Annotated in this window: 13 protein-coding genes; 2 read left to right on the top strand and 11 right to left on the bottom strand. The window is 39.5% G+C overall.

Features of this window, described 5'->3' with window-relative positions; genetic code table 11:
- Positions 1-373: 373 nt before the first annotated feature.
- The gene (locus JP36_RS11765; RefSeq protein WP_234702155.1) at positions 374-622 is read left to right on the top strand and encodes a hypothetical protein; all 249 of its coding nucleotides are present in this window, start codon (positions 374-376) and stop codon (positions 620-622) included.
- The gene (locus JP36_RS05500) at positions 517-3,918 is read left to right on the top strand and encodes a calcium-binding protein (protein WP_039172802.1); all 3,402 of its coding nucleotides are present in this window, start codon (positions 517-519) and stop codon (positions 3,916-3,918) included. Before JP36_RS11765 ends, JP36_RS05500 begins: the two co-directional genes overlap by 106 nt.
- Before the next feature lie 200 nt (positions 3,919-4,118).
- Here the strand turns inward: JP36_RS05500 and JP36_RS05505 are convergent, their stop codons facing one another.
- From JP36_RS05505 to rhlB, 11 genes are all read right to left on the bottom strand, one after another.
- Complete coding sequence (locus JP36_RS05505; protein WP_039142519.1) at positions 4,119-5,657, bottom strand: YifB family Mg chelatase-like AAA ATPase; 1,539 nt, start codon at positions 5,655-5,657, stop codon at positions 4,119-4,121.
- Between the two features lie 144 nt (positions 5,658-5,801).
- Positions 5,802-6,764, bottom strand: a complete 963-nt coding sequence (gene lipA, locus JP36_RS05510) for a lipoyl synthase (protein WP_039172805.1) — start codon at positions 6,762-6,764, stop codon at positions 5,802-5,804.
- 9 nt (positions 6,765-6,773) lie between these two features.
- Positions 6,774-7,484 carry a lipoyl(octanoyl) transferase LipB gene (gene lipB, locus JP36_RS05515; protein ID WP_039172808.1) on the bottom strand — a complete coding sequence of 237 codons (711 nt, stop codon included), beginning with the start codon at positions 7,482-7,484 and terminating at the stop codon, positions 6,774-6,776.
- A 13-nt stretch (positions 7,485-7,497) separates the two neighbouring features.
- Positions 7,498-7,773 carry a DUF493 family protein YbeD gene (ybeD, locus tag JP36_RS05520; RefSeq protein ID WP_026211015.1) on the bottom strand — a complete coding sequence of 92 codons (276 nt, stop codon included), beginning with the start codon at positions 7,771-7,773 and terminating at the stop codon, positions 7,498-7,500.
- A gap of 215 nt (positions 7,774-7,988) precedes the next feature.
- A complete protein-coding gene (locus JP36_RS05525; protein WP_039163617.1) occupies positions 7,989-9,173 on the bottom strand; it encodes a serine hydrolase in 1,185 nt (394 codons plus the stop codon).
- Positions 9,174-9,197: 24 nt separating this feature from the next.
- Positions 9,198-10,034, bottom strand: coding sequence for a septal ring lytic transglycosylase RlpA family protein (locus tag JP36_RS05530; protein WP_039172811.1), 837 nt, complete (start codon positions 10,032-10,034; stop codon positions 9,198-9,200).
- A 43-nt stretch (positions 10,035-10,077) separates the two neighbouring features.
- A complete protein-coding gene (gene rodA, locus JP36_RS05535; protein ID WP_013746146.1) occupies positions 10,078-11,190 on the bottom strand; it encodes a rod shape-determining protein RodA in 1,113 nt (370 codons plus the stop codon).
- On the bottom strand, positions 11,187-13,097 hold the full coding sequence (gene mrdA, locus JP36_RS05540) for a penicillin-binding protein 2 (protein ID WP_039172813.1): 1,911 nt from the start codon (positions 13,095-13,097) through the stop codon (positions 11,187-11,189). The genes rodA and mrdA overlap by 4 nt, the downstream gene beginning before the upstream one ends.
- 5 nt (positions 13,098-13,102) lie before the next feature.
- On the bottom strand, positions 13,103-13,573 hold the full coding sequence (gene rlmH, locus JP36_RS05545) for a 23S rRNA (pseudouridine(1915)-N(3))-methyltransferase RlmH (RefSeq protein WP_039133725.1): 471 nt from the start codon (positions 13,571-13,573) through the stop codon (positions 13,103-13,105).
- Positions 13,574-13,575: 2 nt separating this feature from the next.
- Positions 13,576-13,878, bottom strand: coding sequence for a ribosome silencing factor (rsfS, locus tag JP36_RS05550; RefSeq protein WP_039133722.1), 303 nt, complete (start codon positions 13,876-13,878; stop codon positions 13,576-13,578).
- A gap of 60 nt (positions 13,879-13,938) precedes the next feature.
- The gene (gene rhlB, locus JP36_RS05555) at positions 13,939-15,138 is read right to left on the bottom strand and encodes an ATP-dependent RNA helicase RhlB (protein ID WP_039133719.1); all 1,200 of its coding nucleotides are present in this window, start codon (positions 15,136-15,138) and stop codon (positions 13,939-13,941) included.
- Positions 15,139-15,265 lie beyond the last annotated feature (127 nt).

A 15,265-nucleotide genomic window follows, 5' to 3' on the forward strand; every position in this document is an offset into this window, starting at 1 on the left:
TACTACTACTACTACTTTTCTATTTTGACAACCTTGTATTTATTAGATAGTATTCGCGCTATTGTGGATAGTTTAATCTATTTTCATTGTAGATAACTATAACGAATAGGGATCATCTTCAATTTTTATAGATTAGATGGCACAAGAAAAACGTTAAATAAATTTATCATCAGCCAAAAAAGGCAAATATGTTGAATTAGCTGTTGCTGGAGAAGAGTATCACGTTATAGACAGTGAAACGGGGAAAACTCCAGAAGATTTACAAGTTTCCCGTTCAGGCAGTGATCTCATCATAAAAAGCAAAAAAGACAAGATTGAAGTTATCATAGATGAATTTTGGGGCGAATGCAGCGCAGAACAGCAATGCTTTGCGGTGTTTGACAGTGCGGCACAAGGCACAGAGCAAGGCAAAGTAATCGTTACCCAAGTTGAAGCGGAAATGAGTGGTTTTAGTAGCAATGACATTGCCAGTGGAACGTTAACTACCAGCTTAGAAAATGGACAAAGTTTTAGCCCTTGGGCATATGCAGCCGGTGCAGCAGCATTGCTCGGTGGTATTGCATTAGCCGCAGGCGGTGGAAGCAGTGGCGGCAAGGGATCATCCCATACTGGGGGGGGGTAGAAAGCACTCAGATTACCGCCGCCAAAGACGCAGTTAAAGCCGCCGAAGAAGCCTACCAAAAAGCCAAAAATCTTCTAGATAAAGCAAAAGAAGATAACCAAATCACAGCCGAAGAAGAGTTAGCCCTTAAAGAAGCAAATAAAGCAATAGAAGACGCAAAAACAAAGGCAGAAGAAGCACTAAACAACCTACCTAAAGATAAAGAACAAGAAGCACTGAAAGAAAGATTAGATGCAGTTAATCCCATTGAAATTCCAAAAAATAGTGGGGGTTCGTCAACAGATCCAGAACAACCAACTCCAACAGACCCTACAGACAATCAAGGCAACACAGGAAAAGACAAACCGGATGTTAGCGAACAGACTAAAAACGCTGAAAAATTAGTCAAGGCAGCAGAAGACGCAGAAAAAAAAGCGGAAGAAGCATTAAAAGAGGCTAATAAAGACGGCGTGATTTCTCAAGAAGAGAAAGATAAATTAGATAGTCTAAATGAAGAAATCACTAAAGCGAAAGAAGATGCATTAAAAGATCTACCTAATGGTAAAGACAAAGATGATTTAAAAGAGCGTTTAGATAATGTTGATAATGTTAACGTGCCGACCGACAACGACAAGACCCCAGAGAATGGCGTACAAGATGATATTGATGCCAAAATCCAAGCCGCGGTCGAAGCGAAACGTCTTGCAGATGCAGAAGCTGCGAAAGCGGATGCGGATGGTGATGGCGTGGTCAATCAAGCGGATGCCGATAGGGTAGCGAGTGCGGTAGCAGAGGCAAACCAAGCGTTAGCAGAGGCGAAAGAGGCCGCAGAGAAAGCGATTGAGCAGGCGCCGGAAGCAAAACGCGAAGCATTAAACAAACAGCTAGCAGGCTTAACGCCGGCAGAAGTTGTGGTAAACGAACCACTTGCCTTTGATAGCGAATCGAAGACACCGGCTGTGTCTGTAGCAAACGGAGATAAAGTTATCCTTAATTTAAATGGTAAGGCAGAGTCTGATCATCCAGCGGATACTTTTGATGGTAATAAAGCTACTTTGATCTTTGGTGATGCCACTTCACCTACTAAGAAAGTACATACTCTGACTGGCGCAGGAAACGGTCGAATTGCGGTATATAATCCAAAACTTGACTGGGATATGCGTACTAGTGATGATGGTACTGGAGCGCAACAGGATCACGCACCGGGTTGGGGTTATGATGAAGAAGCACTCCAACGGGATGCAAGCTATAATGGCTATAATCCTAATGACAATAGAGCTTATTTTTATAAATGGACGGGCGCTAGTGATGCTGCGGATATCATTCTTGTAGAGAATGTACAAACTGACCCTGATAATGGCGATACGAAAGTACAAGGTATGATTGCTTCGGAAGCAAAAGGTTCGGAAACAAAACAAGTTCGTTTTGCTCTTGATACGCTTGCTGGTGGCAATGATTATATTAAAGCCAAAGGTGTGGGCGGACACGTGAAAATTAAAACTAACGAGGGTGACGATGTCATTGAGTTAGGTTATATGAATGGACGTAAAGGCGTTGGTGTGCCGTACTATGATGGTTCTAACCAAATTGATATGGGTGAAGGCAATGATAAATTGTTAGTAACGAGCCATTCCGCAGACCTAGGTGTTTGGCAGAATCTTTATGATAATGGTTCATTGTATTACACCAATGCGAAAATCGATATGGGCGAAGGCGATAATGAAGTGAGTATTTCTCATAATATGATTGCTGGAGCTGAAGACGGTTCGGGGAACTATATTCGCTTTGGTGGCGGTAATGATAAGCTTACCGTAGGTGGATATATAGGTGGTGAATCAGCATCCATCTATACTGGTTATAAATCTTCGAATATTATTGATTTAGGTGGCGGACATAATACGGTTCAAGTGAAAGGCGGTCTTTATCAGCAAGATACAACTAAATTCCTAATGGTGTCCGATGGTTCAAGTGAAGTGACTTTTGACAAAGGAATTGGTGGACGTTCCTCAATGATGATGGGGGATGGAGCTGATACGGTTGTTGTTAGAGGTAATGCTGAGTTTAATTCAGAGCCTTATTATTGGTTAGATGGTGCTTTTATTAAAAACATGGAAATAGGTGCAAAAAATGATATGTACAAAGGTTTTTATGAAACAGCATTTAAACAAAAAGTAAGTGATAAATTGGTTTCTGCTATTGATCGTGCCGGAGCAGGCAGTGAATCTGTATTAGGTGCAAAAGGTTTGAATCCAAATGAAACGAATATAGATAATGCAAAAGAAATTGGCACACGTATTGACTTAGGCAATGGTGAAAATACATTATCAATTTCTGGTTCAGTATCGAAATTGAATTATATTGGTGGTGTTGATAGTGACGCTGTTACTCTTGGCGCAACATCAGAGTCTCGTTTCTGGATGGGAGATGGAACTAATATGCTTTCATTAGGATCAAGCAGTAATGTTGGTTATTCCGGTGGTACTGGTACAGATACAATTACGATTAAGGGTAATGTTAATAATAGTACCTTTAATATTGGTTCCGGTGATAACAGCATAACGATTACAGGTAATGCTGAACAAACTTGGATCGGTGTGAGCAACACTGCTCAAGGTTTTGACCAAAGTGGAAATGATACAGTAACGATTAGTGGTAGCCTCATTGGAAAAGGAATAGATAAGGAGGTTATCAATTTAGGCGCTGGTCAAGATAGGGTAACCATCTCAGGTAGGCTCCAAGACTCACTTATCCAAATGGGTGATGAGAATGATAGCATTACCATAAATGGTATTATCGATGGCTCAAATCGTATTGAAGCTGGTAGTGGTGATGATGTGATTACTGTGACCAATCAAATTACTAGTAGGAATACTCAACTTATTGGTGGAGAAGGTAATGATACTTTCACTGTGCAGTACTTTAGAGGCGATAATCAGAATGCAGTATCAGGGGGAACGGGTACGGATACCTTAAATATTACAGGAAATAATAACCAGTTTATCGTAGGATATAGCAGTGGATGGACTAATTTATGGTCGATTGAAGAAATTGTCTTTAAAGGTACTTCAGGAAGAAATACTATTCGTATTGATGACATGAGATTAACTGAAGACAATGGTAAATCGCTATATATTAAAAACCAATCTAGTTCAACAAATACTGTAGATATTAATGTAAGCGGAAGACAATCTAAAACAACGCAGTATGAAGATAGAGATGGAGATGGTCACTCTGAGTCCTATAGTTATAAGGTTTATTCATTTAGCGGAGGATACACACTTTATATTGAAGATAGTAATAATATTAAGGTCATTTAATGTTTGATCACATTCAGGTTTGAATGTATTAAGTTTGAAAATACTTTTGTATAAATAAACTGATAATGAACCCATCAAGCTGAGCTTGGTGGGTTTTTTTTAAGATTTTGTTAGGTAGAAGGTAGTTCCTTTAAATTTAAGATGGCGACAAGTGGGGAAAGCTTCCTGTTGTGTTTGTGAAATTTGAGAATAATTGGAGGTTAAATGGTGTTATTGATATTAGCGGTTAAACGCTGTAATAATCGATCCATAGCACGATAACCTAGTGCTTCAGCTAGATGAATGCGTTGGATTTGTTCTTCACCTGCCAGATCGGCGATAGTGCGAGAAACTCGTAAAATACGATGATAGGCTCTAACAGAAAGCCCAAGTTTATTTAATGCATTTTCAAGAAAAATCGCATCATCTTGGTTTAATTTGCAATATTGTTCGATCTCTTTGCCAGATAAATGGGCATTAATTTTTCCGCAACGAGAGAGTTGTTTTTTCCTCGCCTGTATCACGATATGTTTTAATTTTTCACTGTTGTTTTCGTCTTTAGGCAATTGTTGTAACGTGCCTTGAGGCAATAAAGGCACTTCAATTGAGAGATCAAATCGATCTAAAAAAGGGCCAGAAAGACGGTTGAGATAACGCATAATTTGTTGAGGAGATGTGCGGTTATGTGTGCCTTGGTAATGCCCTGTCGGGCTTGGGTTCATTGCGGCAATGAGTTGAAATTTTGCTGGAAAGGTAACTTTAGCTGCCGTACGAGAGATAATAATTTCGCCACTCTCTAATGGCTCTCGCAAGGCATCAAGCACTTTTCGATCAAATTCCGGTAATTCATCTAAAAAAAGTACACCATTATGAGCAAGGGAAATTTCTCCCGGTTTAGGAATAGTGCCGCCACCAACTAATGCTGTCATTGAGGCACTGTGATGGGGTGAGCGAAAAGGGCGTTGTTTCCAATGCTGATAATCCACACAACGTTGTACTAAGCTATTAATGGCAGCCGTTTCAATCGCTTCTTGTTCTGTCATCTCTGGCAATAGTGTTGTTAATCGACTTGCCAACATAGTTTTGCCTGTACCGGGTGGCCCTAAAAAGAGGAGATTATGCTGTCCGGCAGCAGCAATGAGTAAAGCTCGTTTAGCGTGTTGTTGTCCGATAATATCTGTCATATCCAGTAAATGGGGGTTTTTAGAATGGGAAACTGGCGGTAATTGTTGTGCTATCGGCAATTTTTGTTGCTGATTCAAAAAACTGACAACATCTAATAGCGAGTCGGCAAAATAGGTTTGTGTGTTGGCAACTAAGGTTGCTTCTTGAGCATTTTGTTTGGCGATAATTAATTCACGTTTAGCATTATTTGCGGCTAAGATAGCTGGAATAACGCCTTGAACACTACGTAACTTGCCTGTTAGTGCTAGTTCTCCAATAAATTCAAAGGATTGTAACTTTTGAGCATCGATTTGCCCTGAAGCTGCTAAGATACCTAATGCAATTGGTAAATCAAATCTTCCTCCTTCTTTCGGTAGATCTGCCGGTGCAAGATTAACGGTGATTCGTTGAGTCGGATAGATAAAATTAGCATTCATTAATGCACTACGAACACGATCTCGGGCTTCTTTTACTGTTGTTTCTGGTAGCCCAACCAAAGTTAATCCTGGTGCGCCGTTACTCATATGGACTTCAATTGTGATTAATGGTGCCTGCACTCCGATAGAGGCACGGCTGTAAACAACTGCTAATGACATAAAATTCCTCAATGCAAAATAAGGGCAAGCATAGAGAAAAAGTGCAAATATAGAAAAGCGTTGTGAGTAGTTTTGTGATGATGATCGAAAAAAGAAAATTTTGTGATAATGATGGGCGCTATTTTCTACCCATCATTAATGAAATTATTTAACTTCTACGCCTTTTGCTTGTAAGTCGGCGTGGTAGGAGGAACGAACGAAAGGCCCGCAAGCAGCGTGTTCAAAGCCCATCGCTTTTGCTTTGCTTCTGAATTGGTCAAATTCACTTGGTGGCACATAACGTGCTACCGGTAAGTGGTGGCGACTTGGTTGTAAATATTGACCTAACGTCAACATAGTGACGCCGTTATCGCGTAAATCTTGCATTACTTGCAAAATTTCTTCGTTGGTTTCACCTAAGCCAACCATTAAGCCTGATTTAGTTGGAATGTTCGGGAACATTTGTTTAAATTCGCGCAATAAGCGTAAAGACCATTGGTAATCTGCACCCGGACGAACTTCTTTATATAAGCGAGGAATATTTTCAAGGTTATGATTAAAAACATCCGGTGGATTTTGAGCTAATTTTTCAAGTGCAACCTCGATACGTCCACGGAAATCCGGCACCAAAATTTCAATTTTAATGTTTGGATTTAAGGCGCGGATTTCTTTCACACATTCGGCAAAATGACCGGCTCCACCGTCACGAAGATCATCACGATCGACAGACGTGATAACCACATAGCGTAATCCCATATCGTGAATAGTCTCTGCCAATTTTTTTGGTTCTTCCGGATCAGGCGGTAACGGTTTGCCGTGTGCTACATCACAGAATGGGCAACGGCGTGTACAGATAGCACCTAAAATCATAAAAGTTGCGGTTCCGTGATGGAAGCATTCAGCAAGGTTTGGGCAAGAGGCTTCTTCACATACAGAGTTCAAGCCGTTCTTACGCATTGCCTTTTTGATATTTAAGATTTTTTCAGTATTCGCTGGAAGTTTAATTTTCATCCATTCTGGCTTGGGTAATAGCTCTTGGTGCGGATCAATATTTTTTACTGGAATAATTGAAGTCTTAGCGGCATCACGATATTTAACGCCACGTTCCATTTTAAACGGAGTGCCCATATTTTTTCCTTATTGTGTGTTGTCCAGACCATCAACAAAGGTGAGTTGTTGATAGCCGATTAAGCGGGTGAAATGTTCGATTAATTTAGGTGCGACATCGGCACAGGTAATAGGTTCTTTAACAAAATCTTGTAGTTGACACATTTCCAAGCCGGCATAACCACAAGGATTAATGTTATGAAACGGCGAGAGATCCATATGAATATTGAATGCTAACCCGTGGAATGAACAGCCTTTACGGATACGCAAACCAAGAGAACAGATTTTTTTGCCGTTAATATAAACACCGGGTGCATCCGGTTTTGGATAGCCTTCAATGCCGTAATCAGCTAAGGTTTTAACTACACATTGTTCCAAGTCAGTAACAAGATCTCTTACTGAAAGTGGTGATTCTTTGCCGGATAATTTGTCGATTGCTTTGCGACGTTTAATATCGACTAAAATGTACATAACTTGTTGACCCGGCCCGTGGTAGGTAACTTGACCTCCTCGGTCGGATTTAACAATAGGAATGTCGGTTTTGGTTAGAATGTGTTCCGGTTTACCTGCCTGACCTTGGGTAAACACCGGCGGATGTTGCACTAACCAAATTTCATCAATGGTGTCGGCAGTACGCTGATCAGTGAACTGTTGCATACGGTGCCAAATCGTATCGTAAGGTTGTACGCCAAGCTGACGAATAATCACTTTTTGTTCAATCTGTTCTATTGTACTTCCCATAATGCAACCTTGGTTATAGCACCATTTTGACCAATTCAATTTCAGCCAATTCTTTATATAAACGTTCCACCTGTTCAATATTTTGTGCGTTGATGGTGATCGAAACCGAGTGATATTTACCATTACGGCTTGGCTTTACAGACGGACTGTAATCGCCCGGTGCGTGCTGTTGTACGACGGCAAGGACACGATCGGTAAGTTCCGGATGTGCAAGCCCAACAACTTTATATGGGAAATCACACGGGAATTCGAGTAAATCTTTAAGTTTTGGTTGTTCTTGTTGTTGCATAATTTCCTCTCTTAACATTGATTTTATCTTTGGATGCCGATTAATCTTGCCATTCACGACAGTAGAAGATTATTTTACAAATGGTAGTACAACGCTCTGAGCGTTATTCTGCAAATTAAAACATCCAACAGATAATGGCATTTAACCCACCCTAAATAAGGTGGGTTAGCAAAATTTCAAGTCGTGGTGTTAAAAAAGTGTTAAGGAAGACTTATCTAACTAAACATACTTTTTACTGTAAGCACCAGCCAGTCCCACGCTTTGCCAAAGAAACCGGCTTCTTCAACATTGTTCATTACTTGAAGATCGGCTTTTTGAATATCTTTACCATCAAGTTGATAAACGATAGAACCAACAACTTGCCCCTGTTTTAACGGTGCTTCAAGGAATTTTTGATTGAGTTGGTAGCGTGCTTTAATGGCTTGACTTTTGCCTTTTGGAATAACTAAATAAACATCGGAAAGTGTGCCGAGTTTGATTTTGCTTTCTTTACCGTAATAAACCGGCTGTTCGGAAACAACTTGATTGGCAGCGAGCGGTTTGACATTCTCAAAATTCGCAAAGCCCCATTGCAATAGTTTTTTGCTTTCAATTTCACGGCCTTTAAACGAGTTGACACCCATCACCACCGAGATTAAACGCATATTATTGTTAACTGCGGAAGCGACTAAATTATAACCTGCTTCATCGGTATGTCCGGTTTTTAAGCCATCAACGGTGAGATTTTTGTCCCATAATAAGCCGTTACGGTTAGGTTGTTTAATGTTGTTGAAGGTGAACTCTTTTTCGGCATAAATATGATACTCTTCCGGCAAATCACGAATAATTCGTGCGCCGATAAGTGCCATATCACGTGAGGTGGAGTATTGGTTTTCGTGATCAAGACCGTGTACGGTTTCAAAGTGTGTATTCTTTAAGCCGAATTGGTCAACATATTGGTTCATCATATTGATGAAGTTTGCTTGCGATCCTGCCAAATATTTTGCCATTGCCACGCAAGCATCATTTCCTGAAGCAATAATAATGCCACGATTTAAGTCGGCAACGGAAACTTGTTGATTGACATTCAAAAACATTTTGGATGATCCCGGAAAATTTTTCCCCCAAGATTCTTCGTCAATCGTTACCATATCGGTATTATGGATTCTTCCCTCTTTCAAGGCTTGACCGATAACATAACTTGTCATCATTTTGGTTAATGATGCCGGATAATGTTTCTGATCTGGGTTGAGTGCCGCCAACACGGCACCGCTATTGTAATCCATCAAGATATAGGTTTGTGCGTTAATTTGCGGTGGAGCAATATCATAAAGACCTTCCGCAAAAGCAACAGAGATACTGGAAAAACCGAGCAAACCGGCAAAGGCGAGTTTTTTCAGTTTTTTAGAATACAACGACATTTTTTCTTCCTTACAAAACGTTAATTAATAGCGATAAGTATAGAGCTGACTATCATCCGTTTGTAAACGAGAAAAAGCGAGTTTGATGCTGTTTACTTTATTGGGGTCGAGAACAGGCCCAATATGAATGTTATATTTATCCCCTTCTTGGGTAATTTCTGTTTTTATATCATCAATAGCTAATGCAGAAATTAGCTGTTCCGCTTTCTCTTTGCTTACAATGTTATTGGCAGTCAATCTAAATTGTTTGCTTACCCTTTGGTTATTAACAATAACGTTGTTCTCTTTCTGTGTATTAAGGCGAGAGGCAATGAGTGTTTTTCCGCCTTTACCAGAGAGATTACCGTTACGGTCAATAATCACCATATCAAGTTTTACATTAGCAACGCCGTGACTGGTCATTCCCAGTTCTTTGGCTGCTGCTTTTGATAGATCAATAATCCTATTTGAATGGAATGGACCTCGATCGTTAATTCTGACAACCACTTTTTTGTGATTGCGTAAGTTTGTTACCAGCACGTAACTGTTTAAAGGCAATGTTTTATGTGCGGCAGTAAACAGCTTTTCATTATAGACTTCACCGCTGGAGGTTTTTTGCCCCACAAATTTAGGATGATAAAAGCTAGCTTTTCCTTGTTTGGCATAAGTTTTAGCCTCTTTTGTGGAAACTGTGCGATAACGTACTCCTTTGACGGTGTAAGTTTTACTTTTTGTTTTTTTAGGATGATATTGCAGTTTCGGCCCTGCAATACCATAAATTTTTTTTGTTTCGTTATGTGTTCCTGTTTTGGCTATTGCAAAAGAACTTTGAAAAAGAAAAAGCAAAATAGCCAACATAGCAAAATGTTTCTTTAGTTTCATATTAAATATGTTCCCTAACTTTCTTTGATTGCTCAAATGGAAATTAGCTTCCATGAGAAAGCATTCGTCGATGTGTATGAATTGACATAATTAAGCCGAAACTAGCCATTAATGTCACAAACGATGTTCCACCATAGCTGACTAGCGGTAATGGAACACCAACAACAGGCAAAATACCACTCACCATACCAATATTAACAAAGACATAAACAAAGAATATCAATGTTAAAGCGCCGGTCAAAATTCGACCGAAGGCGTCTTGTGCTTTCGCACCAATGATTAATCCTCTCCCGATAATAAATAAGTAAATGATTAATAAAACGATAATCCCAATTAATCCGTACTCTTCACTTAATACTGCAAAAATAAAGTCAGTATGAGGCTCAGGTAGAAATTCTAACTGAGATTGTGTTCCCATCATCCAACCTTTACCGAACAAACCTCCTGAACCGATAGCGATTTTTGATTGAATAATGTGATACCCTGCACCTAAAGGATCTTTTTCAGGATCAAGCAGGGTTAATACCCGTGTTTTTTGGTAATCGTGCATTAAGTAAAACCATAACACGGGAATAAAACCAGCAACGCCAATAACAGCTGTCGCTATTAACTTCCAACTCATTCCAGCAAGAAACACCACAAAAATGCCAGATGCCGCAACAAGAATAGAGGTTCCTAAATCAGGTTGTATTGCTACCAATAAAGTAGGCGCAATAATTAAGGCTAAGGCAATGATAGTATTGCCGAAGCTGGGCGGTAATTGCCGTTTACCTAAAAAAGTCGCCACCATTAACGGCACCGACAATTTTATCAGTTCTGATGGCTGGAAGCGAAATAGCCCTAAATCCAACCAACGTTGTGCGCCTTTACTGGTTGTACCGATTAAATCTACCAAAATCAACAAGATAATACCGACTAAATATAAGTACGGTGCTAATTTTTGATAGAAGCGAGGCGGCAGTTGTGCAAAAACAAATAGCACGGTAAACCCCATTGCTACCTGCATTATTCGATTATCGAACATTTTTTCACTGCCACCTGAAGCACTGTAAAGCACAATTAAACCATAAATTACCACGATTATTAAGCCTAAAAGTAGCTTTAAATCAATGTGCAATCTCTGCCACAGAGTAGTTATTGTATGCTTTTCTGTCATTGTGTCGATACTCCGCTTGGATTAACTGGGGATGTTTGTGGTTGATGCGCAAAATAATAATCAAAAATTTGTCTGACGATAGGTGCGGCATTTCCTGAGCCTCCGCCAGCGTTTTCCATAATAATGGTTACAATTACCTCTGGATCATTAAATGGTGCATAAGCATTAAACCAAGCGTGATCGTGCAGGTGTTTAGACAAGTTTTTTGAGTTATAAGTTTCATTCTCTTTTAGACTGAATACTTGCGCTGTTCCCGATTTACCAGCCACTTTGTAAGGGGTACCGGCAAAAGCTTTACGAGCTGTGCCATTTGGGCTGTTGACTACGCCGTACATTCCCTGTTTTGCAATATTCCAATAAATATCATTTGGTTCGGTAATATCAGGATATTGATGTTTATCTTGATAATATTCGACCTGATTGCCGATAATTTCTTGCATTAAATGCGGAGTATTAACTTTGCCGTTATTAATCAGAATAGATAATGCTTTTGCTAACTGTAACGGTGTTGCTGTCCAATAACCTTGCCCAATACCAACTGGAATGGTATCCCCTTGGAACCAAGGCTTTTTATAGCGTTTTTGTTTCCAAGCTCTGGTTGGCATAACACCGTTCGTTTCTTCTAAAATATCGATTCCAGTGAGTTGACCGAAGCCGAATTTCATCATCCAATCCGACAGACGATCAATTCCCATTTGGTAGGCAACATTATAGAAAAAGGTATCTGATGATTCGGTAATGCCTTTGATAACATTAGTAGCACCGTGACCTGTTTTTAGCCAATCACGGAAACGCTTATTAGTGTTTGGGATCATAAAGTAACCGGGATCATAGAAAGTGGTATTGGGTGTAATAACACCTTCGGTTAATGCGGCAACCGCAATAAAAGGTTTTACTGTTGATGCTGGTGGATAAGCACCTTGTAATGCACGACTGTATAATGGACGCTCTGGATCATTCAATAATCTTTGATAATTTTGATAGGAAATACCGTCCACGAATAGATTATTGTCATAGCTTGGTGTTGAAACCATCGCTAAAATGCTGCTGTCTTTTGGGTTCATTACCACGACCGCTGCTTTTTGATTGCCGAGAAGATTAAAAATATAACGTTGTAAATCAACATCTAAGGTTAAACGAATATTTTTACCAGCAACAGCAGGTTGTTCACGTAATTTACGAATAACTTTGCCTTGGCTGTTCACTTCCACCTCTTCAAAACCGACTTGACCGTGTAGTTCATCTTCATAATAACGTTCAATACCGAGTTTGCCGATGTCGTGTGTGCCAGAATAATTGGCTTCTTTTTCTTCTTGTTTCAAGCGTTCAACATCACGGTCATTAATTCGTGCAACATAACCGAGAATATGTGTGAGTGGCTCGCCATATAGATAATGTCTTTTAAAATAAGGCTTTACTTCTAAACTTGGAAATGCATATTGATTAACGGAAAAACGTGCAATTTGATCTTCGCTTAAATCAGCTTTTAATAAAATCGGTGTATAACGTTGTGAACGGCGACGTTCTTTTTTAAAAGCATCAATATCGTCATCAGTCAAGCCAACAATTTGCCGTAATTGATTGAATGTTTGTTCTAAATTATCCACTTTTTCCGGTATGATGTATAAACCGAAAAACGTGAGGTTTTCCGCTAAGATTTTGTTATTTCTATCATAAATAATGCCACGAGTTGGGGCAATAGGTAGCAGTTTAATACGGTTACCGTTGGAACGTGTTTGGTAGGTGTCGTAATTAACAACCTGTAAATTGTATAAATTCGTTAAAAGTACTCCGGTGAGAATGAGTACACCGATAAATGAAATTAATGCACGACGAGCAAACAGATTGCTTTCTGCTTGATTGTCACGAATAGTCTCTTTTTCTTGCAAAAATTTCATTAATTTCATCTGGATTATTCTCGATGATAGGGGTGATTGGCAGTTAAACTCCAAGCGCGATATAAACTTTCTGCAACTACAATGCGTACTAAAGGGTGCGGCATAGTGAGTGCAGAAAGTGACCAACTGCGTTCAGCAGCCTGTTTGCACTCAGGAGATAAACCTTCAGGTCCACCGATTAATAAACAGACATCACGCCCGTCCTGTTTCCAACTTTCAAGTTGTTGTGCTAATTGAGGTGTTGTCCAAGTCTTACCGGGAATATCAAGGGTTACAATTAAGCTATTTTTAGGGCAAGCTGCTAGCATTGCCTCACCTTCTTTCTCTAAAATGCGTTTTATATCTGCGTTTTTTCCGCGTTTACCGGCAGGAATTTCAATTAACTCTAAGGGTAAATCTTTCGGGAAGCGGCGTTGATATTCAATAAAACCTTCATTAACCCAAGTAGGCATTTTTGTACCTACGGCAATTAACTGTAATTTCATTTTTATGCCCACAGTTTTTCTAATTGGTAAAGAGAACGAGCCTCTTCTTGCATAATATGTACCATCACTTGCCCAAAATCGACCACAATCCAGTCGCTAGTATTAAAGCCTTCTGCACCGAAACTCTCAATTTGATGTTTTTTACAATAAGCAATCAAATTTTCAGCTAGAGAGGCGACGTGGCGACTCGAATTACCAGTACAGATTATAAGATCATCGGTGATCGGAGATTTTCCTTTTACATTAAGTACTAAAATATCTTTTGCTTTTAGATTGTCCAGTTGTTCGACAATAGTTTCTAACACGTAAAAACCCTTTTTTGGTTAAAAAATAGTCCTAATTAAAATTTTAAGGCGCGAATTGTATCACGATCTTGCTTTGCGTGGAAATTTCCGTTTAGGAAGTGGCAAGAGTGCGGATGAATCGTAATGGCTTACTGGAATGGAATGTCCAATGTATTGTTCAATCGCTGGCAGATTAACCGCATAATCTTCACAAGCAAAACTGATTGAAATTCCGTTTTCTCCGGCACGTCCAGTTCGACCGATACGGTGTACATAATCTTCATAGTCATCGGGTAAATCATAATTGAAAACGTGCGTTACTTGCGGAATGTGTAATCCTCTAGCAGCAACATCCGTAGCAACAAGAATATCTAGTTGTCCATTAGCAAATTGTTCTAGTAAGTCAAAACGTTTTTTCTGAGGAACATCGCCAGTTAATAAGCCGACCCTTAGTTGATCAGCAACTAAATATTGCCAAATTTTTTCACATTGATGCTTGGTATTAGCAAAAATGATGCAACGTTCTGGCCATTCTTCTTCTATAAGCGTTAATAGTAATCTCATTTTGTCTTGATTAGATGGATAAAACAGTTCTTCTTTTATTGTATCCGCTGTTTTATACATCGATTCAATTTCAATGTAATGTGGATCATTCATATCTTCAAATGCTAACTCGCGAACTTTAAATGAGAGTGTGGCGGAAAATAACATTGTTAGGCGTTCACTTGGTGGTGGGCAATGGCGTAAAATGTATCGAATGTCGCGGATAAAGCCGAGGTCAAACATTCTATCTGCTTCATCAAGCACGATACATTGAATGTGGTTAAGAGAAATAATACGCTGTTTTATATAATCAATTACACGACCGGTTGTACCGATCAGAATATTGACACCTTGTTGTAAAACTTGAAGTTGTTTGTCGTAACCATCGCCGCCATAAGCTAAACCAAGTTTTAATCCTGTTGTTTGCGCAAAATGTTGAGCATCATGATAAATTTGTACGGCAAGCTCACGTGTCGGTGCGAGGATAATGGCAGCTAATGTATGGTGTGATGATGGTTCTTGAATGAGTTTCTGAAAAAGTGCAGTTAAAAAGGCAACAGTTTTCCCTGTTCCTGTTTGTGCTTGTCCAGCAATATCTCTGCCTGCTAATGAGTAAGGCAAGGAATTGGCTTGAATCGGTGTGCAATACTCCATTCCCATTTTTTGCAAGGCTGAGAGGATGTTTGGATGAAGATTAAAATCACTGAATTTTGTTGAAGTTAAATATTGATGTTCCATAATAAATTAAAAAATCTCTGCTAAATAGGCTGAATTCGGTGAGAAATTCTACTCTAAAACTGGACATTAGTCTTATTTAATGGTAACTTTGCGCCATTAAATTTTTCTCATATCCAACTTTACAATT

The sequence above is a fragment of the Gallibacterium genomosp. 1 genome (genome assembly GCF_000771875.1).
GTDB lineage: Bacteria > Pseudomonadota > Gammaproteobacteria > Enterobacterales > Pasteurellaceae > Gallibacterium.